Annotated in this window: 18 protein-coding genes and 1 tRNA gene; 4 read left to right on the top strand and 15 right to left on the bottom strand. The window is 71.7% G+C overall.

Annotated features, from left to right (window positions below; genetic code table 11):
* The first annotated feature begins 156 nt into the window (after positions 1–156).
* Positions 157–1458, top strand: coding sequence for an amidohydrolase family protein (locus LHJ74_RS20245; protein ID WP_260219522.1), 1302 nt, complete (start codon positions 157–159; stop codon positions 1456–1458).
* A gap of 30 nt (positions 1459–1488) precedes the next feature.
* Complete coding sequence (locus tag LHJ74_RS20240; protein WP_260219521.1) at positions 1489–2151, top strand: NAD(P)H-binding protein; 663 nt, start codon at positions 1489–1491, stop codon at positions 2149–2151.
* A 68-nt stretch (positions 2152–2219) separates the two neighbouring features.
* On the opposite strand, the gene LHJ74_RS20235 is transcribed toward LHJ74_RS20240, so the two are convergent.
* The 4 genes from LHJ74_RS20235 to LHJ74_RS20220 all read right to left on the bottom strand — a co-directional run bounded on the left by LHJ74_RS20235 (position 2220) and on the right by LHJ74_RS20220 (position 8208).
* Positions 2220–3863: an ABC transporter substrate-binding protein gene (locus tag LHJ74_RS20235; protein WP_260219520.1), complete on the bottom strand. Its 1644-nt coding sequence runs from the start codon at positions 3861–3863 to the stop codon at positions 2220–2222.
* 58 nt (positions 3864–3921) lie between these two features.
* Positions 3922–6054 carry a hypothetical protein gene (locus LHJ74_RS20230; protein WP_260219519.1) on the bottom strand — a complete coding sequence of 711 codons (2133 nt, stop codon included), beginning with the start codon at positions 6052–6054 and terminating at the stop codon, positions 3922–3924.
* 593 nt (positions 6055–6647) lie between these two features.
* On the bottom strand, positions 6648–7817 hold the full coding sequence (locus tag LHJ74_RS20225) for an MFS transporter (RefSeq protein WP_260219518.1): 1170 nt from the start codon (positions 7815–7817) through the stop codon (positions 6648–6650).
* A gap of 46 nt (positions 7818–7863) precedes the next feature.
* The gene (locus LHJ74_RS20220) at positions 7864–8208 is read right to left on the bottom strand and encodes a VOC family protein (protein ID WP_260219517.1); all 345 of its coding nucleotides are present in this window, start codon (positions 8206–8208) and stop codon (positions 7864–7866) included.
* Between the two features lie 58 nt (positions 8209–8266).
* Between LHJ74_RS20220 and LHJ74_RS20215 the strand changes: the two genes are divergently transcribed.
* On the top strand, positions 8267–8713 hold the full coding sequence (locus tag LHJ74_RS20215) for a MarR family winged helix-turn-helix transcriptional regulator (RefSeq protein WP_260219516.1): 447 nt from the start codon (positions 8267–8269) through the stop codon (positions 8711–8713).
* Positions 8714–8932: 219 nt separating this feature from the next.
* Here the strand turns inward: LHJ74_RS20215 and LHJ74_RS20210 are convergent.
* Positions 8933–9014, bottom strand: a tRNA-Tyr gene (locus LHJ74_RS20210).
* Positions 9015–9376: 362 nt separating this feature from the next.
* On the opposite strand from LHJ74_RS20210, the gene LHJ74_RS20205 reads away from it, so the two are divergent.
* Positions 9377–9865, top strand: a complete 489-nt coding sequence (locus LHJ74_RS20205) for a YajQ family cyclic di-GMP-binding protein (RefSeq protein WP_260219515.1) — start codon at positions 9377–9379, stop codon at positions 9863–9865.
* A gap of 133 nt (positions 9866–9998) precedes the next feature.
* Here LHJ74_RS20205 and LHJ74_RS20200 read toward each other — a convergent pair whose 3' ends face one another.
* The 10 genes from LHJ74_RS20200 to LHJ74_RS20155 all read right to left on the bottom strand — a co-directional run bounded on the left by LHJ74_RS20200 (position 9999) and on the right by LHJ74_RS20155 (position 20755).
* Positions 9999–10403, bottom strand: a complete 405-nt coding sequence (locus LHJ74_RS20200; protein ID WP_260219514.1) for a YccF domain-containing protein — start codon at positions 10401–10403, stop codon at positions 9999–10001.
* The gene (htpX, locus tag LHJ74_RS20195) at positions 10400–11263 is read right to left on the bottom strand and encodes a zinc metalloprotease HtpX (RefSeq protein WP_260219513.1); all 864 of its coding nucleotides are present in this window, start codon (positions 11261–11263) and stop codon (positions 10400–10402) included. Before htpX ends, LHJ74_RS20200 begins: the two co-directional genes overlap by 4 nt.
* Before the next feature lie 154 nt (positions 11264–11417).
* A complete protein-coding gene (locus tag LHJ74_RS20190; protein WP_260219512.1) occupies positions 11418–13100 on the bottom strand; it encodes an NADH-quinone oxidoreductase subunit N in 1683 nt (560 codons plus the stop codon).
* Entirely contained in the window at positions 13097–14659 is a 1563-nt protein-coding gene (locus LHJ74_RS20185) for a complex I subunit 4 family protein (protein ID WP_260219672.1), read from the bottom strand. The genes LHJ74_RS20190 and LHJ74_RS20185 overlap by 4 nt, the downstream gene beginning before the upstream one ends.
* A gap of 26 nt (positions 14660–14685) precedes the next feature.
* Positions 14686–16704: an NADH-quinone oxidoreductase subunit 5 family protein gene (locus LHJ74_RS20180; RefSeq protein ID WP_260219511.1), complete on the bottom strand. Its 2019-nt coding sequence runs from the start codon at positions 16702–16704 to the stop codon at positions 14686–14688.
* Positions 16701–17075, bottom strand: a complete 375-nt coding sequence (gene nuoK, locus LHJ74_RS20175) for an NADH-quinone oxidoreductase subunit NuoK (protein ID WP_260219510.1) — start codon at positions 17073–17075, stop codon at positions 16701–16703. The genes LHJ74_RS20180 and nuoK overlap by 4 nt, the downstream gene beginning before the upstream one ends.
* Entirely contained in the window at positions 17075–17755 is a 681-nt protein-coding gene (locus LHJ74_RS20170) for an NADH-quinone oxidoreductase subunit J family protein (RefSeq protein WP_260219509.1), read from the bottom strand. Before LHJ74_RS20170 ends, nuoK begins: the two co-directional genes overlap by 1 nt.
* A complete protein-coding gene (locus tag LHJ74_RS20165) occupies positions 17752–18315 on the bottom strand; it encodes a NuoI/complex I 23 kDa subunit family protein (RefSeq protein ID WP_260219508.1) in 564 nt (187 codons plus the stop codon). The genes LHJ74_RS20170 and LHJ74_RS20165 overlap by 4 nt, the downstream gene beginning before the upstream one ends.
* The gene (gene nuoH / locus LHJ74_RS20160) at positions 18312–19277 is read right to left on the bottom strand and encodes an NADH-quinone oxidoreductase subunit NuoH (RefSeq protein WP_260219671.1); all 966 of its coding nucleotides are present in this window, start codon (positions 19275–19277) and stop codon (positions 18312–18314) included. The genes LHJ74_RS20165 and nuoH overlap by 4 nt, the downstream gene beginning before the upstream one ends.
* The gene (locus tag LHJ74_RS20155; protein ID WP_446033487.1) at positions 19274–20755 is read right to left on the bottom strand and encodes an NADH-quinone oxidoreductase subunit C; all 1482 of its coding nucleotides are present in this window, start codon (positions 20753–20755) and stop codon (positions 19274–19276) included. Before LHJ74_RS20155 ends, nuoH begins: the two co-directional genes overlap by 4 nt.
* Positions 20756–20867 lie beyond the last annotated feature (112 nt).

Here is a 20867-nt window from a genome sequence, read left to right as displayed (position 1 = left end):
ACACCACACCTCACACCACGTCACACGCGGCACCTCACACCACGCCGGTACGACTATTGCGCTCCTCCCAGACGGCATCCTTCGCAGCCCTTACCCTCGACTCACTCTGTGTGATCACGATGTGACTTCGATCATCCGCCGACCGTGGGGAGCCCGATGTCCGACAGCCAGCCGCAGGAGCCGAGACACCCCGACCGCGTCGCGGCCGGCGACTCCGCCGCGCTCCTGCTCTGCGGCGCCCGGCTCGCCGACGGCCGCACCGTCGACGTGCGCCTGGTCGACGGTCGCATCGAAGCCGTCGGCACCGCGGGCAGCCTCTCCCCCGCCGCCCTCGCCCCGGCCGCCGCCCACTCCCCGCAGCTCCCCGAGGACACCCGCGTCGACCTGTCCGGCTATCTGCTGCTCCCCGCACCGGCCGAACCGCACGCGCACTACGACACGGCGCTCACCGCGCTGAGCGCCGCCGCCCCGGGCGCCGACAGCCCCCCGTCCAGCGATCCGCACGAGGTCCAGCGGCGCACCACCGAGGCCGCCCTCCTCCAGCTCGGCCACGGCGCCACCGCCCTCCGCTCCCACGTACGCATCGGCGACGTCGCCGGACTGCGCTCCCTGGAGGCCGTGCTCCAGGCCCGCCGCGCGCTGCGCGGGCTCGCCGACCTGACCACCGTCGCCGTACCCCGGCTGCTGACCGGCCTGGCCGGAGCGGAGGACCTCGCCATGCTGCGGGACGCGGTGAAGATGGGCGCGACCGTCGTCGGCGGCTGCCCCGACCTCGACCCGGACCCGGGCGGATATGTCGAGGTGGTCCTCGAGGTCGCCGCCGAACACGGCTGCGCCGTCGACCTGCACACCGACGCCGACGACCCCGCCCGCCTGGCCCGGCTCGCCGCCGCGGCGGGCGGGCTGCGCCCCGGCGTCACGCTGGGGCCCTGCGGCGGGCTGTCCCGGCTGCCGCACGAGACCACCATGCGCGCGGCCGACCAACTGGCCGCCGCCGGGATCGGCGTCGTCGCCCTCCCGCAGGGCAGCTGCGGCACCCTGGAGCGCCGTTTCCCCTCCCGTGTCGCCCCCGTACGGCTGCTGCGCGCCGCAGGGGTCAAGGTGGCGGCGGGCAGCGGCGCCCTGCGGGACGCCTCCAACCAGGTCGGACGCGGCGATCCGCTGGGCGCGGCCTACCTGCTCGCCGCGTACGGCGAGGCGCACGCGATCGCCGCCTACGACACCGTCAGCACCCGCGCCCGCGCCGCGATGGGGCTCCCGGAGGTGCGGGTGGAGGCCGGATTCCCCGCCGAGCTGCTGGCCGTACGGGGCACGAGCATCGCGGGCGCACTGTCGCTGGCGTACAGCAGGATCGTGGTGCACCGGGGCCGGATCGTCGCCCGGACGAGCGCGGTCCGCGAGTACTGCGACTCCGCCGCCGCGGCGGAACTCGACCTGCCCCGCCAGTCGCAGGGCTGAACGACCCCCGCAAGGGCGTACGGTCGCGGTATGCGCACAGTCATCGCCGGTGGGCACGGTCAGATCGCCCAACGCCTCGAACAGCTCCTCACCGCGCGCGGCGACGCCGCCGTGGGCCTCATCCGCGACCCGGAACAAGCCGGGGACCTTCGCACCACGGGCGCCGAGCCGGTCGTCTGCGACCTCGAATCCGCGCCGGTGGGCGAGGTCGCCCGCCATCTGGAGGGCGCCGACGCCGCGGTCTTCGCCGCCGGCGCGGGCCCCGGCAGCGGCGTCGAACGCAAGGAGACCGTCGACCGGGACGCCGCCGTCCTGTTCGCCGACGCCGCCGAACGCGCGGGCGTGCGCCGCTTCCTGGTCGTCTCCGCCATGGGCGTGGCCACGGAGCCGCCCGCCGGGACGGACCCGGTCTTCGCTGCCTACCTGCGCGCGAAGGGCCAGGCGGACGACGACGTACGGGCGCGCGCCTCGCTGGAGTGGACGGTGCTGCGCCCGGGGAGGCTGACCGACGCCCCCGGCAGCGGGTACGTTCACCTCGCCGAGCAGACGGGCCGCGCGGACATCGCGCGGGACGACGTGGCGGCCGTCCTGCTCGCGCTGCTGGACGAGCCCGGCACGGCGGGGCGGACGCTGGAGCTGGTGGGCGGCGAAACGCCGGTCGCGGACGCGGTGGCCGCCTGCGCCCGAGGCTGACCTCCCGGCCCCGCCCCCGCCCCCGTCGCCCGCCCCCGTCGCCCGGCCCGGTCGCCCGGCCCGCCGCGTCAGTCGATGCCGCTCGGCACCACGCAGTCGGACGGCTGCGCCTCCCCCAGTGGCCAGCCGATCCCCTCGAAGGCCAGCTTGCGCGTGCTCGGGTCCAGCTCGACCACGGCCACCGGCTTGTCGTACGGATTCCCCCCGTTGGTCAGGCAGATCCAGCCGCTCGCTCCGGTCACCCGGTGCCGGGATTCCAGCCGTGCCCACTGCGCCGTGACGCGGTCGAGCGGCGGCACCGAACCCTCCGTCTGGGAGTTCGCCAGGAAGACGGCCTCGGCGACGGTGCGCACCCCGTCATGGACCATGATCGTCCTGGAGTCCTCCAGCGCCACCGGACCGATGTCGCCCGCGCTCTGCTGCTCGATCACGCGTTGCAGCGCCCGCAGCTCCTTCTGCGGCTCCGTCAGATAGGCCGGGCGCTCCTTCGCCGCCGGTTTCCTGCCAGTCTCCTCCTCGCGCTCCTTCTCCCAGTCGCTCAGTGCGCGGTCCCACGTATCCGGGTGGGCGGGCGCCGAGTACTGCACGGTGACCGCGGGCTCGCCCGTGCCGTCGTCGCTCCCTTCGAGCCGCTTCCAGTCCGCCTCGCTCATATAGCGCTCGAGGGTGGCCGCGCCCGAACCGCTGATCACCGTGTACCGCTTGCCGTGGCAGGGGGTGTCGGCCAGCTTCAGGGCGAACAGCCGCAGATGGGCCGGGCGGCCGGCGAAGTAGACGACCTTGGCCGCCGACTGGCAGATGTTGTGGCCGATCGTCGTGAAGTCGTTGCCGGTGTCCCCCACTTCGGTGATCCCGGGCGACTCGAACGGCTGGTCCTTGGCCCCGGGCGGACCGTCTTCGTCCCGGCTGAACGCCCTGGCGAGCGATTTCACGTAGATGTCGCGCGGCCGGGTGTCCCGGACGAGCACGGTCTCCCGGTCGCTCAGGTCGCCCTGGAAGCTGGCGAGCGCGTCCGCCTGCTGCCGGTTGGTCGGGATGACCCGGGCCAGCCCGTCGTAGGCGAGCTCGCCGGTTCCGCCGTCCTCGTTGGCGAGCCCGTCGGCGCTGACCCTGCTCGCGAGCACCGGAATGCCCAGTTCGTTGGTCAACCGCCGGATCGCCTTCTCGGTGTCGGACAGGCTCAGGTTGAAGCCGGTGACGGCGCGCAGGTTCTCCTGGGAGTCCGCCATCTCCGCGAGGGCGTCTACCACCTCCTCCTGCTGCCGGTAGTCCTTGCCGGGGTTGGCGAGCACCAGGCGCAGCAACGGCGTGTTCTCCCTGCGGTTCACCCGGTACTGCGCGAGATACGCCCCCTGGAGATCGCTGCGGAGCTGCTTGCGCTCGGCGGGGATCTTCGGTTCCAGCGGCAGCATCATCGCCACCGTGATGTGCGGCTTCTCGGCGATCCGTTCGTTCTCCCGGGCGATCGCGGCGCTCACCTTGGTGATCTCGGGCGTGCCGAAGTCGTAGCCGGAGCCGTTGACGCCGATGCACTCGCCGCCGCGCTTGGCGATGCCGGCGGCGCAGGTGTCCGGATCCGAGGACGGCCGGAAGTAGACGGCGCCCATGATCAAGGCCAAGGCGAGCACCCCGGTGAGCGCCTTCCGTATGCGGTTGGACCAGAAGGTGTTGTAGAGCCAGTTCCCCGTGCTGATGAACAGATCGTTCCGCAACGCTGCCTCCTCGGGCCTGTTTGAGAAGCTCCGCCTGTCTCGCGGGGCCTGGCACGCCCTAGCCAATGTGGTTCGTGCACGCGCACGGCTGCAACGGCTGTCTGCTGTCGGCCAGCCCGCTCCAGTCGCGGGCCCTGTGCGCCAGTACCTCGGCCCCGTGCGGCGCATCCACACTGAGCCAGTCGAGCGCCGATTTCAGGACGCCGTTCACCGCATCGTCGGGGGGCTGCGTCGGGTCCTCGCACAGCCAGACGGCGTGCAGCAGGCGGTCCACCAGCCGACGCCGGGCATCGCCCGCGACCTCCGGGGCCTCGCCGAGCGCGCGGGCCCGCCGGTCGTCCGTACCGCCGAGACCACCGAGCAGCGGAGCGCCCGCGATCGCGAGCAGCTCCTCGCACCACTCGCGGGTGTTCCTGGTGGAGAGGCTCTGGGTCAGATAGTCGGCCACCGACTCCGCACCGTCGGAGGCGAGGTGATGGTGCATGCGATGTGCGGCGACGGTTCCGAAGAGTGCGTCGGGCCGGCCGTCACCCAGGGCACGGCAGTCGTCCTGCACCAGCGTGTGGTCCTCGCGCAGGGCGGCGCCCCCGGGCTGCAGATGATGGAGCCGCCGCAGCAGCAGGTGGCGTAGTCCGAGATCGCCGATGAAGTGCCGGGGGCAGTGCGGCCAGCCGCTGTCCTCCAGCAGTTCGGCGATCCGGTACGCGGACAGCCCTCCGTCCCTGCCGGCCTGGCGTGCCCGCATCAAGCTCTGGGCGCATTCGGCATCGTGAGCCACCGAGAGGTGGGTGAGCAGGTCGAGCCAGTGTGCGCGCTGCTGGGGCGGCAGTTCCTCGGGCAGCTGCCGGACCACCAGCGCGTCCAGGAGAATCTCCGCCACCGGTCTCCCGGGCGTCGCGTCACCCGTGGAGAGGGGGACGTCCAGCAGGTCCCAGGCGGTGCGGCCCTCCGGGGAGTCCAGGAGGGACGTCGCCTCCGCCAACCGGGTGACGGACAGCGGACGTCCACCGGTCAGCCGCCGGATGGCGCCGTGGAGGGGCAGCAGGGAGGCGTGTTCGTCCGGCCGCCGCACCTGGAGGCGGGACGTCTGCTCCTCCTGCTGGTCACGCGTCAGCACCGGCATGCGGACGAGCAGGACGCCGCGTGAGGGAGATGCCAGGCCGGGAACGCCGCCGGGCGGACGGCTCCACAAGGGCAGTCCGCCCTCGGAAGGCAGCCAGCGGCCGGGCGAGTCCCGGGCGGTGTCTCCGGCGCGGTACAGGAAGCGGCCGCCGTCCGTGCGGCGGGCCGTGGCGAAGATCACCAAGCGGTCGTGGTGCCCGGTCTCACGGTCCTCCAGTACCGGCTTTACCAGCCTCCGGCCCAGCGCGGTGTCCGCATGGTCGAGGAGCAGGGCGGGCCGTCCCACCCGCCTCATCCGTCCGCCCAGGGCACCGTAGGCGCCCTCGATGTCGTCGCGGAGCGCCCGGAAGAGGAAGCTCTCCGCGTACCGGCGCGGCTCGCCGCCCTGCTGGAAGTCGGAGCCCAGCGAGAGGAGCCCCTGTCTGGGCTGTCCGCCCGCGCCGCTGTACTCGCCGTAGCACGCGGCCAGCGCGGCGCCGCCGTCCTTCGAGAGGCGTGCGAGCAGCTCTTCGACCAGCAGGGTGATCAGCGGTGCGGTCAGCGGGCCGGTCACGAAGGCGGCGAGGGCGCCGGCGTAGTTCCGGGCCGCTCTGTTCAGCAGTCCGCCCCAGAAGGAGCCGGAGGGCATCAGGTCGTCGTGCCGCCGCACCTCGCCCACCAGGGCGGCCGTGCTGGCCCGCCGGCCGCTGGCCGCCACGGCCGCCAGTCCGGCGTACAGACGCGGGGTGGAGATCGCGCCGCCGTGTCCTTCCCAGGCCCCTAACTGGGCGGCCGTCCCCCGCAGGACCTCGGTGATCTCCGAACGGGTCTCGGCGTGCTGGTCGGCCTCGTCCCGGTACCTCGCGGAGGCGCAGTCGACGTGCGCGGTGGGTACGTGCGGGCCGAATTCGCTCCGGATGCACCGCAGCAGCCGCCCCTTGCCCATCCCGGGACCCCCGCTGAGGAGGACCACGGGCAGGTCGGGGCCGTAGAGCACCTTGCGGTTGCGTCCCGAGCGCGTCCTGCCGAGTATCCGGGCGACAAAGCCCTCGTCGTCGAGCAGCTTCTGTAAACCGAGGTCATCAGACACGGGCCCCCCGAAACATGTCTGTCCGCACTCATGGGCGTGTGAGGGTACGTCAGATTAGTGGAGTACCGGGCGCTCCGGGAAGCGTTTCGCGAAGTGATGCGGAAGTCGCAATACGACCGTGGCCGACAGCGGTCCGGGCGGGTGAGGGCATATGCGGAGCAGTGGGGTGCGGGCGCCGGTCAGACGCGAAAAGCGAAAGCGGCCCCTTGTCTGCTCACATGAAGGTAAGAGGCCGCTTTCCCTCCTGTGGCGGCGCCGGGATTCGAAGGCTGCGGTGCCTGGCCGGGCTATGTCCCGCCCCGTCCTGGCGTTGTAGCGCACGATTCGGCAGGCCTGCCCGGGAATCGCGCCGGACCGCGGCGAAGAGTTCGATCCTGGTCTCGCCCATTGGCGGTTTGGCTACGGGACAGCCCTTACGACCTGGTGCACGATAGCCAGTGGATCAGCGAGCGGCGTCATGGGGCTTCGGATCCAAGGCGGAGGAGGGAGGCGACGCGGAGCGTCGTCGACTGAGGACAACGCAGGAGGCGGAGTCGCAGTGCGTCGGGAGCCCGCTGGCTATCGTGCACCAGGTCGTAAGCCCGTTGGTTGCTTCAGCGGTGGTTCCCGGCTGCCATTGGCGAGGTCTTCACCGGCTCTCTCCTCCCCTCGACGACGGTGACGGTGGTGGCCAGCAGTGCCAGGACCGCAGCGGGAACACCGAGCAGGGTGACCGACAGCCAGTCCTGGGCCAGACCGCCAAGTCCGCCACCCATCGCGACACCTAGATAGATCGCGGACGAGTTGAGACCAAGGAGCATGGGTGAGGAGGCGGGGGCGAGGGTCACCAGCCGGTGTTGCTGCACCACCGAGGCCATGCCGTCGGTTGCGCCCCAGACGGCGGCCCAGACGCCCGCGACGGCCAGGCTGTTCACCGTGAGTGGGCTGATCGCGAGCAGCACGGTGCCGCCGGCGAGTGCTCCGACTGCGACCCCGAGCACCGGACGCTTGTCCACGAGATGGCCGGCGAAGAAGTTGCCAACCAGGACTCCGGCGCCCCACAGGAACAGGATCATGGTGAAGGCCTGGGGAAACGATCCGTTCGTGGCGCCCGCGGTCACTGCTCCGATGTAGGTGTAGACGGCGTAGTGCCCGGCCATCACCAGCAGCGTCACGGCCAGGATGGAGAGCACCTTGGGCTGGCGCAGCGGAGCCAGGCGGGCCATAAGGCTTGTCGCCGGCAGCACGACCTTGGGCAACGCTCCCGAGATACCGATCGCGGCGACGACGCCGAGGGCAGCGACGGCCCAGAGTGTGAGGCGCCAGTCGATGCCGCCGATCATGTTGCCCAGCGGCATGCCCAGCGCGGTGGAAAGGGTCAGTCCACCGATGACCAGGGCCATGGCACGCCCTCGGCGTTCGGGAGGCGTGATAGCGACAGCTGCGCTCGCTGCGGTGGCGGTGATGGTGGCCGCCCCGGCTGCTGTGAGCATCCGAGCTGACAGCGCGATCGGGTAGCTCGGGCTGAGTGCGGTGGCGACGTTGCCGGCGACGAACACGATCAGCGCCAGCTGCAGAACCTTGCGACGATCCAGTGCGCTCAGCAGCCAGCTCAGAATCGGCGCGGCGACAGCGAGCGTCAGCGCGAACACCGTCACCAGCTGGCCGGCGGCCGGAATGCCTACGTCAAGGTCGGCGGCGATGGCCGGCAGGAGACCGGCCATCACGAACGCGTCGGTGCCGACCGCGAAGGTGGCCAGCGCCAGCGGAAGCAACGGCTTCACGAGAGTGCCGGATCCTTCGGCCATTACTTGCCGGTCCCGGCGCGATTCAATTCTGGTCTCCCGCCTGTTGGGACAGGCTGAACTCCACGCCCTGGTCGTCCGTGCAGTGAGCGTAGGAACCCGACGGAATGGTGACCGGATCTTCCGCCGTGCCGCCGAGTTCGCGCACACGGGCGACAGCGGCGGTGATGTCGTCGACGGCGAAGTAGATACGCGGGTGTCGTGACGAATCACCGTGCGGTGATCCGCCCATGGGCTCGGACCCCTGAATCATCGAGTAACCCGGGAAGTTGCCCTCATAGAACGTCCAACCGAACAGCGAGCCCCAGAACTGCTGGGTTGCTTCGATGCCCCTGCTCGGCAGCTCGAAGTACGTGACCTGTCCACTCATAGTCTGCTCCTCCACATGTCAGTCTTCTGACATGTGGAGGCTATGTCAGACTGCTGACATGACGCAAGAAGAGACCGTTGGCGACCTTGACCAGTCGGTGGGCTACGTCCTCAAGCAGGTGCAAGCCTCGCTGCACAGCGCGATGGATGAGGTGCTGCGTCCAATGGGTCTGACCGTCGCCCAGTACGCGTGCCTCGAACTGCTCGGCCAGCATCCGGGACTTTCCAACTCCGAGCTCGCCCGCCGGGCCTGGGTCACCCGCCAGTCGATGAACCTCGTCCTCCGCCGGCTACAGGAACGGGGCATGCTCACCAGACCCGACCGCGCCGCTCATGGGCGGGCGCTGCCGACCGAGCTCACCCGAGCCGGACAATCGGCGCGGCGCGAGGCCAGCGTCGCCGTGCGTGCCGTCGAACAGCAGCTGTTCTCGCCGCTGTCCCAGGCGCAGCAGCGTCGGCTACGCGAAGACCTCGCCGCCTGCGCGGCCGCGGCGATCGCCGGCTAAGGACTGTCCCGTAATCCCTGGATCACTCCTGTGCCGCTCGCCCCGGCCTCGCGGAAGGCGGGCCGCTCGGGGGCGTCGCCTCGTGGAACGGATGGCGGGAATCGGCATCGAGATCAGCCATGCCGTCGACAGAGCGAGACGGCAGGGCCATCGCGAGGGCACATGGCGAAGGGCCCTTTTCCCGCGGAAACCGCAGAAAAAGGGCCCTTCGTCATCCTGTGGCGGCGCCAGGATTCGAACCTGGGAAGGCTGAGCCGGCAGATTTACAGTCTGCTCCCTTTGGCCGCTCGGGCACACCGCCTGGGATCGTCACCTGCGGAACGGGGCTCTGAGGCCGTGCTCCTTGGCAACGAGATAAACCATACCTGATGGCGGGGGGTGGTCCGCCACCCGGATTATCGGCGTTCGTGGGCGCCTCGCCGTGACTAACGACCTGGTGCACGACAGCCAGTGGATCAGGTCGTAAGGGCCGTCCCGTAACCCCCGGCGGAGGGATGCCCGGACGCTGGGCGTATCCGGGCATCCCGGCAACGCGGTGAGGTGCCGCAGCTGTCGTCGCGCGCCCGCCAGGGACTACGGGACAGCCCTTAGGCTGGCTGGCGCGTCCCGCACGCGCGGGGTGTGCCCATGTGACCGGAATCTATGCGTGAGGAGCCATCCAGCATGGCCGACTCCAGTTTCGACATCGTCTCGAAGGTCGAGCGGCAGGAGGTCGACAACGCCCTCAATCAGGCCGCCAAGGAGATCTCGCAGCGCTACGACTTCAAGGGGGTGGACGCCTCGATCGCCTGGTCCGGCGAGAAGATCGAGCTGCGTGCGAACAGCGAGGAGCGGGTGAAGGCCGTCCTCGACATCTTCCAGACCAAGCTGGTCAAGCGGGGTATCTCGCTGAAGGCGCTGGACGCCGGGGAGCCGCAGTCCTCCGGCAAGGAGTACAAGATCTTCGCGTCGCTCCAGGAGGGCATCGCCCAGGAGGACGCGAAGAAGGTCGCCAAGATCATCCGGGACGAGGGCCCCAAGGGTGTCAAGGCGCAGGTGCAGGGGGACGAGCTGCGGGTCTCCTCGAAGAGCCGGGACGCGCTCCAGGAGGTCATGACGCTGCTGAAGGGCAAGGATCTCGACTTCGCCCTGCAGTTCGTGAACTATCGCTGACCGCTTCTCGGCGGGCGCCCGGCGCGTACGGGCGCGCGCACGGGCGAACGCCTGACGCTGCCCCGTGCCGTCCCCGTCACCCGGGGGCGGCGGGGCGGGCTGCGGTTCGGCCTGCGGGCTTCGGACTCACCGGCTACCAGCGGTAACCCGGGTAGGCGGCGGCCGAGCCGCTCGGGACGATCTCGCGGCCGAGCGGCATCAGCGAGACCGGGATCATCTTGAAGTGCGCCAGGCCGAACGGGATGCCGATGATCGAGACGCAGAAGAGCACGCCCGCCACGATGTGGCCGAGGCTGAGCCAGATGCCCGCGAAGATCAGCCAGACGACGTTGCCGATCCCGGAGGCGACCCCGGCGTCGCCGCGCTCCCGCACCGTCTGCCCGAAGGGCCACAGCGCGTACGCCGCGATCCGGAAGCAGGCGATGCCGAACGGGATGGTGACGACCAGGAGGAAGCAGACGATCCCCGCGATCGCGTAGCCGAGCGCCATCCACAGCCCGGAGAAGATCAGCCAGACGAGATTCAGGAGTGTCTTCACGAGGACCTGCCTGCCATGCGTTCGAGCCGCGCGACGCGCTCTGTCATCGGCGGATGGGTGGAGAAGAGCCTGGACATGCCCACGCCGGGGCGAAAGGGATTGGCGATCATCATATGGCTGGCAGTCTCCAGCCGCGGCTCGGACGGCAGCGGCAGCTTCCTGGTGCCCGCCTCCAGCTTGCGGAGCGCGGAGGCCAGGGCCAGCGGATCACCGGTGAGCTGGGCACCGGCGGCGTCCGCCGCGTACTCGCGGGAACGGCTGACGGCGAGCTGGATCAGCGTGGCCGCCAGCGGGCCCAGGACCATGATCAGCAGCATGCCGACCAGGCCGGGCCCCTCGTCGTCGTCGGACCGGCCGAAGGGGACCAGCCAGGCGAAGTTCACGAGGAACATCACCACGGAGGCCAGCGCCCCGGCGACGGACGAGATGAGGATGTCGCGGTTGTAGACATGGCTCAGCTCATGGCCGAGGACACCGCGCAGCTCGCGCTCGTCCAGCAGCCGCAGGATGCCGTCGGTGCAGCACACGGCGGCGTTTCTCGGGTTCCGCCCGGTGGCGAAGGCGTTGGGCGCCTGAGTCGGGGAGAGATAGAGACGCGGCATCGGCTGGCGGGCGGCGGTGGAGAGCTCGCGGACGATCCGGTAGAGCGCCGGAGCCTCGAACTCGCTGACGGGGCGTGCGCGCATGGCGCGGAGAGCCTGCTTGTCGCTGTGCCAGTAGGCGTAGGCGTTCACTCCGAGCGCGAGGACGACGGCGACCACCAGGCCCATACGGCCGAAGAAGCTGCCGATGACGATGATGAGGGCGGACAGGCCTCCGAGGAGCAGGGCTGTCCTCAGCCCATTGTGCCGGCGGTGCACGGTACGCCCTCCAGATGATGCAGCAGGGGAACCCTGAGCCAGGTGGTAGTTCCACCTTTCAGTGGACTCTCACGTACTGGTGAACGCCAGATGAGCTTCGCCAGTTCCCAGCGGTGCTCTCGTGGGTGCGCGTGACGGCCTGCTGCACCAGGTCTTAGAGGAGAGTGCCGGAGGCGAAGCGGAGTACGAGCTGCGGGGCGCCGGAGAGAGCGAGGGCGAGGAGGGCGGTCAGCGTGATGGTGACCGCGACGGGGGCGGCGATGCGGGCCGTGGCGGGCCGTACGGGGGCCGCCGGGAGCTCCGGGGCCGGGCTGGTCACGGGTGACGGGCCGGTCGCCGCCCCGCCCGTCGCGAGCGCCGGGGCGGGGGCTGGTTCGCGGGCCGGGGCGGGGGCTGGTTCGGGGGCCGGGGCGGGGGCCGCAGCGGGAGCCGGACGGAAGAGCAGCGCCGTCCACCGGAGGTAGTAGTAGAGCGCGATCACGACGTTCACAGCCATCACCACCGCGAGCCAGCCCAGACCCGCGTCGACGGCGGCACGGAAGACGGTCACCTTGGCGAAGAGGCCGATGAGGCCGGGCGGGAGCCCGGCGAGACAGAGCAGGAAGAAGCCGAAGGCGAGCGCGGCCAGCGGGTTGTCGGCGTAGAACCCGCGGTAGTCGCTGATCCGGTTGGCCGCGGTGACGCTCCGCAGATGCGCGGCGACGGCGAAGGCGCCGAAGTTCACCACCGCGTACATCAGCGCGTACGCGACCGTCGCCCCGATGGCCTCGGACGGGTCCGAGGCCCAGGCCGCCGCGGCGATGGGCACCAGCAGATAGCCCGCCTGCCCGACGGAGGACCAGGCCAGCAGGCGTACGGCGCTGTGGTCCCGCTCCGGGCGCTGGCGGAGCGCCGCCACGTTGCCGGCCGTCATGGTGAGCGCCGCGAGCACGGCCAGCGCGTGACCCCAGACGTGGTCATAGGAGGGGAAGGCGAGGACGGCGACCAGGATGATGCCGGTGAAGCCCGCCGCCTTGCCGACGACGGAGAGATAAGCGGCGACGGGCAGCGGGGCACCGACATAGGTGTCGGGGACCCAGAAGTGGAAGGGCGCGGCGGCCGTCTTGAACGCGAAGCCGACGAGCGTGAGCACGACACCGGTGGTGGCCAGCGTCTCCAGGCGGGCGTCGGTGCCGGGCAGCTCCTCGGCGAGCGTGGTCAGGTGCAGCGAGCCGGTGGCCGCGTAGACGAAGCTGACGCCGAGCAGCATCACGGCGGTCGCGGTGACCGAGGAGAGGAAGAACTTCAGCGCCGCCTCGGAGGAGCGCCGGTCGCCACGGCGCAGGCCGACGAGGGCGAACGCGGGCAGTGAGGCGACCTCCAGCGCGATGACCAGGGTGACCAGGTCACGGGAGGCGGGCAGCAGCGCGGCGCCCGCCGCCGAGGAGAGCAGCAGGAACCAGAACTCCCCGGCGGGCAGCTTCTCCTGGCGGACCGCCGCCATCGACAGCAGTGCCGTCAGGAACGCGCCGCCGAGCACGAGGAGCTGGATGACCAGCGTGAACTCGTCGGCGACATAGCTGCACGCCGCCGCCTCACCGGAGCCGGCCGCACCACCCGCACCACCTGCGCCGCCGACGAGGCAGAAGGTGCTGCGGTCGCCGTCCAGCAGGGGCAGCAGTGCGAGGGCCGCCAGCACCAGGCCGGCGGCGGCGATCCAGCCCAGCAGCCGCTTGCGCGCCTCGGGCAGGAAGAGGTCGGCGACCAGTACGGCGAGACCGGTGAGCGCGGCGACGGTCGGCGGTGCGATGGCCAGCCAGTCGACGGACTGGACGAGCCCTCCGGCGATGACGGTCATCGGCTCACTCCCGGGAGGAGATTCTGTACGGCGGGGTCGGTGAGCCCGAGCAGGGCCGCGGGCCACAGTCCGGCGAGCACCGTGAGGACGGCCAGCGGGGTCCAGGCGGCGAACTCGTAGCCGCGGATGTCGGGCAGGGTCACCGGCACGGCCTCGGGCCGCTCTTCCGGATCACCCATGCACACCCGGCGTACGACGAGCAGCAGATATCCGGCGGTGAGCAGGGTGCCCACGGCGCCGAGGGCCATGAAGACGAGGAAGGCGGGCCGGCTCAGACCGTCGGCGGGGTCGAACGCGCCGAGCAGGGCGAGCATCTCGCCCCAGAATCCGGCCAGACCGGGCAAGCCCAGCGAGGCGACCGCGGCGAAGACGAGCAGCCCGCCGAACCGGGGCATCCGGGCGTACAGCGCCGCGCCGGTGGCGCCCGCGAGCTGGTCGAGGTCGGTGGTGCCGGTGCGGTCCTTGAGTGCGCCGACCAGGAAGAAGAGCAGACCGGTGATCAGGCCGTGCGCGACGTTGGCGAACAGTGCGCCGTTCACCCCGGTGTGCGTCATGGTGGCGACGCCCAGCAGCACGAAGCCCATGTGGCCGACGGAGGAGTACGCGATGAGCCGCTTCAGATCGCCCTTGGCGCCGCGCCGGGCGAGGGCCAGGCAGGCAAGCGAGCCGTAGATGATCCCGACGGCGGCGAGCGCGGCGAGGTAGGGCGCGAAGGTGTGCATGCCCTCCGGAGCGACCGGCAGGGCGATGCGCACGAAACCGTAGGTGCCCATCTTCAGCAGCACGCCCGCCAGCAGCACCGAGCCGACGGTGGGGGCGGCGGTGTGCGCGTCCGGAAGCCAGCTGTGCAGCGGCCACATCGGGGTCTTCACCGCCAGGCCGGCGCCGATGGCGAGGACGGCGATCAGCTGGGTGGTGTGGCTGAGCCCTGCGCCATTGTCAGAGGCGAGTGCCACCATGTCGAAAGTGCCGCCCTCGATCCCGATCAGGAGGAGACCCAGCAGCATGACGACGGAGCCGAGCAGCGTGTAGAGGATGAACTTCCAGGCGGCTCCCGCGCGTCCCGCACCACCCCAGCGGGCGATGAGGAAGTACATCGGGATGAGCACCATCTCGAAGGCCAGGAAGAAGAGCATCAGGTCGAGGACGGCGAAGGTGGCGAGGGTGCCTGCTTCGAGCAGGAGCAGCAGGGCGACGAACCCCTTGGCGGACGGGCCGGGGGGCATTTTGAAGCAGCTGTAGAGGGCGCAGAGGAAGGTCAGCAGCGCGGAGAGCACCAGCAGCGGGAGGGAGACACCGTCGATGCCGAAGTGGATGCGGATGTCGAGTGCGGGGATCCAGCTGATATCAGTCTCGGCCTGGACGGCGGCCGGTTGATCGTGGTCGAAGCCGAGCACCAGCAGCACGGTCAGCACCAGTACGGCGCCGGTGACGGTGGCGCCGTGCCGTAGCACCGCCTGCTCCGGGCCGCTTCCCTTCAATCCCGGCGGTGCCGGAAGCAGGGCGGCGGCCGAGCCGAGGAGCGGGAGGACGACGACGGCCGCGAGCAGGAGGCCCATGGTGGTGTCGTTGAGGGGCAGCACGGTCAGGCGCCTCCGGTTCCAGCGGCCACGAGGACGGCGGCCACGGCCAGCACGAGCGATCCGGCGAGCAGCGCGCCGAGGTAGGTCTGGGCGTTGCCGGTCTGGGCGCGGCGCACGGCACTGCCCAGCAGCCGGGGGCCCAGGCCCGCGCCGCGCACATAGGTGTCGACGACCGTGCGGTCGAGGAAGCGGACCAGCCGGGCGGCGGCCTGTACGGGGCGTACGACCAGAGCGGTGTAGACGGCGTCGAGGTGGAAGCCCTGCGCGGCGTGCCGGTAGAGCGGGCCGAGCAGCAGCCGCCCGGGGTCGGCGGGGTCGGGCGCGCCCGCGCGGTCGCCGTAGGCGGGCTCGTGGCTGACGATCGCCTCCACCTCCGAGACGGCCGGGTCGCGCTCGGGGTGCGCGGCGACGGCACCGAGCGGGACGCGCGCGGCGAAGACCGTCGTATGCCGCCAGGTGGCGTACGTCATGATCCCGCCGACACCGGCCAGGCCGGTGGCGAGTACGGAGGTGATCAGGGTCGGGGTCAGGGAGTGCCCGTCGAACCAGTCGGGGAGGACGCCGTAGAGGATGCCGAAGGCGAGGGAGGGCAGCGCGAGCACCCACAGCACGGTGGTCATGACGGCGGGCTCGCGGCCGTGGTCCGGCGCGTCCTGCGTGCCGCCGTGGAAGGCGCGCAGCCAGAGGCGGGCGGCGTAGGCCGCGGTGAGGAGCGCGGTCGCCAGGCCGGAGATGAGCACCGTCCAGCCCGCGCCGACCGGTACGCCGTGCGCGTCGCCGAGGGCCGCGTGTTCGGCGGCTCCGAGCACGGCCTCCTTGGAGAAGAAACCCGCGAAGGGCGGGATGGCGGCGAGAGCGAGGAGGGCGATGGTCATCGTCCAGTAGGCGTCGGGCGCGCGTTGGGCGAGACCGCGCATCCGGGACATCGCGGCCAGCGAGTTGGTCCCGGCCGCGTGGATGAGGACGCCCGCGCCGAGGAAGAGGAGGGCTTTGAAGGCGCCGTGCGAGACGAGGTGGAAGACGGCCGCGCCCCGGTCGGCGACGGCCAGCGCGCCCGCCATGTAGGCGAGTTGGCCGATCGTCGAATAGGCGAGCACCCGTTTGATGTCGTCCTGCGCCAGCGCGGCCAGCGCCGAGCCGACCATGGTGACGGCGGCCATCAGCGCGAGCACCGTCAGGGCGGCGGCGGAGGCGGCGAAGACGGGCAGCAGCCGGGCGACGAAGTAGATGCCCGCCGCGACCATCGTCGCGGCGTGGATCAGCGCGGAGACCGGAGTCGGGCCGGCCATCGCGTCGGGCAGCCAGGTGTGCAGCGGGAACAGCGCCGACTTGCCCGCGACCCCGGCCAGCAGCAGCAGCGCGATCAGGGTCGGGTTGTCGAGGTGGAAGCCGGAGAGCGAGGAGCCGAGCCGGGCGGTGATGGTGCTGATCCGGAAGCTGCCCATCTCGCTGGCCAGCGCCAGAATCCCGATCAGGAAGGGCACGTCGCCCAGCTTGGTGACCAGGAACGCCTTGAGGGAGGCGTCACGGGCCGCCCGCGTCTCCCAGTAGTGGCCGACCAGGAAGTACGAGCAGATGCCCATGATCTCCCAGCCGACGAGCAGCACGATCAGATCGTCGCTGTAGACCACGAGGAACATCGCGGAGGTGAAGAGGGAGACCAGGGCGGCGTAGGAGGAGTAGCGCCGGTCTTCGCGCAGATAGCCGGTGGAGTACAGCTGCACGCAGCAGGCGACCACCCCCACGAGGAGCAAGACGAGGGCGGCGAAACCGTCGATGTGCAGAGCGAGTTCGACGGGCAGCGCGGCGTTGCCGGTGGGTGTCAGCTCGGTGGCGGCCTTCAGCGGGTCGCTCTCGCCGTGCTGGAAGGCGATGACACCGGCGAGGCAGGTCGCCAGCAGGGTGGGCAGCACGGCGAGCGGCCGTACGAACCCGGGGGCGCGCCGTCCGAGCAGCAGGCCCGCGACGGCCCCGAGGAAGGGCAGCAGCGGGACGAGGACGGCGAGGGTCGTGGTGGTCACGCGGTCTGCCTCCCGGCGGAATGCCCCTGCTCGGCCGGTGCCTCCGGCTCGTCGTCCGGCCCCTCGGGCTCCCTGAGATCACGGAGCCGGTCGATGTCGGCCGTCCCCCGGTTCCGGTGGACGAGCAGCACGATGGCGAGACCGATGCCGATCTCGGCCGCGGCGACGGCGATGATGAACAGCGTCAGCGCCTGGCCGGTGTGCAGCGTGTCGCGGAGCCAGACGTCGAACGCGACAAGGTTGAGGTTGACGGCGTTGAGCATCAGCTCGACGGAGATCAGCACCAGGATGGCGTTGCGGCGGGCCAGCACCCCGTAGATACCGACGCAGAAGAGGAGGACAGCGAGCACAGCCGGGTACGCGAGATGCATCAGCCCTGCTCCTCTCGGCCCGCGGTGGGACCGGGCTGCTCGCCCTGGCCTGCGCCCTGCCCCGGCTCGGTGCCCTGCGCGGGCTCGCCCGCGTCGGCGCCGCCCTTGCGGGAGAGGATGATCGCGCCGACGAGCGCGGCCAGCAGCAGCACCGACAGCGCCTCGAACGGCAGCACCCAGTGCTGGAAGAGGACCTCGCCCGTCACCCCGGCGGAGCCCTGGACCGAGCGGTCGACATCGATCCAGCTGGACCGGAAGGCGTCCACCACCACGGTCACCAGGGTCGCCGCCGCCGCGAGGGCGACAGCCAGCGCGGGCCAGCGGTTACCGGAGTCGGCCGCCTCCCGCGCCTCGGCGCGCAGCGCCCCGTACGAGGGATGGCCGCGCGGAACGGTCGGGACGATGGGCGCCTTGGTGAGCATCAACCCGAACAGCAGCAGCACGACGACCGAGCCGACATAGATCAGGACCTGCACCCAGGCGATGAACTCGGCGGTGAGCAGCAGATACTCGACGGCGATCCCGCCGAGCGCGGCGACCAGCCAGAGCGCGGCGTGCACCAGCTTGCTGGTGGTGACGGTGACGACGGCGGCGGCGAGCGTGGCGATCCCGACCAGCACGAAGACGATCTCGACACCGGTCGGGGAGAGGAATCCGGGATGTGCGGCGGCGAGCGTCACGCCTGCTCCCCCTCCCCCGCCTGCGCCTGCGCCTGCTCGGCGGCGGCGAGCTTCTCCGCCGTCTTGCGGGCGGCGGCGATCTCCTTCGGCTCCTCGGCCGCCGGATCCAGCGCGGGCGGCTCCGGCACCGTCCACATCCAGTCGCGCAGCTTGTCGCGCTCGTGCGTCAGCTCGAGGATGTCCGTCTCGGCGTACTCGAACTCCGGGGACCAGAACAGCGCGTCGAAGGGGCACACCTCGATGCAGATCCCGCAGTACATGCAGAGCGAGAAGTCGATGGCGAAACGGTCCAGCACGTTTCGGCTGCGCTCGCGCCCGCCGGGCGCGGCGGCAGGCAGCGTCTCCTTGTGCGAGTCGATGTAGATGCACCAGTCGGGGCACTCGCGCGCGCAGAGCATGCACACCGTGCAGTTCTCCTCGAACAGCGCGATGACGCCCCGGCTACGCGGGGGCAACTCCGGCTGCGCGTCCGGATAGTGCGCGGTGACCGACCGCCGGGTCATCGTACGGAGCGTGACGGCCAGGCCCTTGGCCAGGCCCGCGCCGGGCATGGGGCTCACTGGATCACCACCTTGACGACGCCCGTGAGGGCGATCTGGAACAGGGCGAGCGGCACCAGCGTGGTCCAGGCGAACCGCATGATCTGGTCCTCACGCAGCCGCGGATAGCTGACCCGGAGCCAGATGACCACGAAGGCGAGGATCGCCGCCTTGAGCAGAGTCCACACCCAGCCCATGCCGTCCTCGGCGAACGGGCCGTGCCAGCCGCCGAGGAACAGCACCGTCGTCAGCCCGCACAGCACCACGATGCCCGCGTACTCGGCGAGCAGGAAGAGCGCGAACCGGAGGCCGGTGTACTCGGTGTAGGCGCCGAAGATGATCTCCGAGTCGGCGACGGGCGCGTCGAACGGCGGCCGCTGGAGCTCAGCGAGCCCGGCGATGAAGAAGACCAGCGCGCCGATGATCTGCCACGGGACCCACCACCACTCGAAGGACTCCACGATCCCCGGCAGCGAGAGCGTCCCGGCGGCCATCGCGACGGAGGCGGCGGCCAGCAGCATCGGCAGCTCGTACGCGATCAGCTGCGCGGTCGTACGCAGGCCGCCGAGCAGCGAGAACTTGTTGGCCGACGCCCAGCCGCCCATCAGCGAACCGAGCACTCCCGCGCCCATCACGGCAAGCACGAAGAAGATCCCGGCGTCGATCTCCTGCCCGACGCCGCCGTCGGGGCCGAACGGGATCACGATCAGGACGAGCAGATACGGGAGGAGCGCGACGGCGGGCGCGAGCTGGAAGATCCGCCGGTCCGCCCCGTCCGGTACGACGTCCTCCTTCTGCGCGAACTTGACGCCGTCGGCGACGAGTTGCGCCCAGCCGTGGAAGCCGCCCGCATACATCGGGCCCACCCGGCCCTGCATGTGGGCCATGACCTTGTGCTCGGTCTGCCCCACGAGCAGCGGGAAGGTGAGGAAGACGACGAGCACGGCGACGAGGCGCAGCGCGACATCAAGCACGTCCATCAGTCGCCGTCCTCCTCACGGGTGGACGTTCCGTCCCCGTCGGTGCGCTCGGGGTTGCCGCCGCGGGAGTCGCCGTCCTCCGGCTCCGCCGCCGGTGACGCGGCTTCCCCGCGTTCCGCGTCGTCAGGCGGCTGCTGCCGTCCGGTGCCGGACGGCTGGTGCCACGGCGCGTCGGTGGAGCGAGTGCCGGGCGCGGGCGCGTGGGGCGCGGTGGCGCTGGTGCGCTCCGAAAGGGCACCGGCGTCCCGCGTGGGCGCCGTGCGTTCCGTGGGCTCCGGGCCGTCGGGTGCGGCCCCGGTCCCCGGGGTGGTTTCGGCCGGAGCCCCCGGGGGGCCCGCCTCCCCGCTCGTCGGGGACGTGCGCTGGTGGGCGGAGTCCTCACCCGCTCCGCGCGCAGGTCGTGGCGTCGGAGCGGCGGCCGAAGACTCCGCACCCTCGGCCTCGGGGGTCTTGGGGGCCCTGGATGCGGACTCCGGCGGCGGGGTCCGCCGGCTCGCCGAGCCGCCCCCGGCCGTACGTGCGCGGCGCGGTGCCGCGGACGCGCCCGCCGCGCCCGTCTCCCCGGCGCCCGCCTCGCCGGCGCCCGCCTCGCCCGCGCCTGCGGCGGGCTGCTGGCTCGCCGAGCCCGCGCTAGCCGTACGCGCGCGGCGCGCGGGCCGCTCACCGGCGGCTCCGGCCGCCCGCCCGCGAGCAGGCCGGGCGGGTGCGGGCGGCAACTGGCCTTTCAGCGGACCCCATTCGTTCGGGTCCGGCACGCCCGGCGGTTGCATCTGGCGGCGTTTGGGGCCGCCGTGCCCCGACTCGCCGGGCTCCTTCGCCCCCGGCCACGCCTTGGCGACACGCGCCGCGAGCACGAAATCCTTGCGCAGCGGGTGCCCCTCGAACTCCTCGGGCAGCAGCAGCGGTACGAGGTGGGGATGCCCGCTGAAGTCCAGGCCGAACATCTCGTGCGTCTCCCGCTCATGCCAGGCCGCACCGGCGAAGACCCCGGTCGCGGTGGGCAGTACGGGGGACTCGTGCCCGACGGTCGTCCGCACGAGGAGGCGCCGCAGCGGGCTGCTCGCGGCGGCGTCGGGCAGCGCGGCCAGATGGGCGCAGACCCGGAAGCCCGTGCCCGGCTCGTCCACCGCGCTCAGCCAGTCGAAGAAGCCGCAGCCCAGGTCGTCACGGGCCACGGTCAGCGCCGGAATCCAACGCTCGGGCGGTACGTCGACGGTGAGCAGCCCGTACGCCTCCTCCGCGGTCGCGCCCGCCCCGAACAGCACGTCTGCGCCGCGCGGCAGCCACCCCACGGGGGCCTGCGGCGGCTCGCCTTCGCCGCCCGTGCCCGTGTCATCCGGGCCCGAACTCGTCTCCGCGCCGTCGGCCGGTCCGCTGCCCGGTCCCTCGGCTGCGCCCCGGCCGGCTGCCGTCGCGTCTTCGTCCCCCGCCGTCCCGGCGGGATCCTCGGACCGCCCCGTCTCCTCACTGGGCCCGGTCACCGGTCACCCCCGTCGGCGGGCGGCACGCCCGCCGGCCCGTCGGCCGACCCTGGCGCGGGCGGCTCACCGCCGGAACCCGACGTATCCGCGCCCCCGTCATGACTCGACGAGG

Source organism: Streptomyces gossypii, assembly GCF_025165795.1.
Lineage (GTDB): Bacteria > Actinomycetota > Actinomycetes > Streptomycetales > Streptomycetaceae > Streptomyces > Streptomyces gossypii.
Note: the sequence above shows the minus strand (reverse complement) of the source record. Positions and strands in the feature narration are given on the sequence as shown.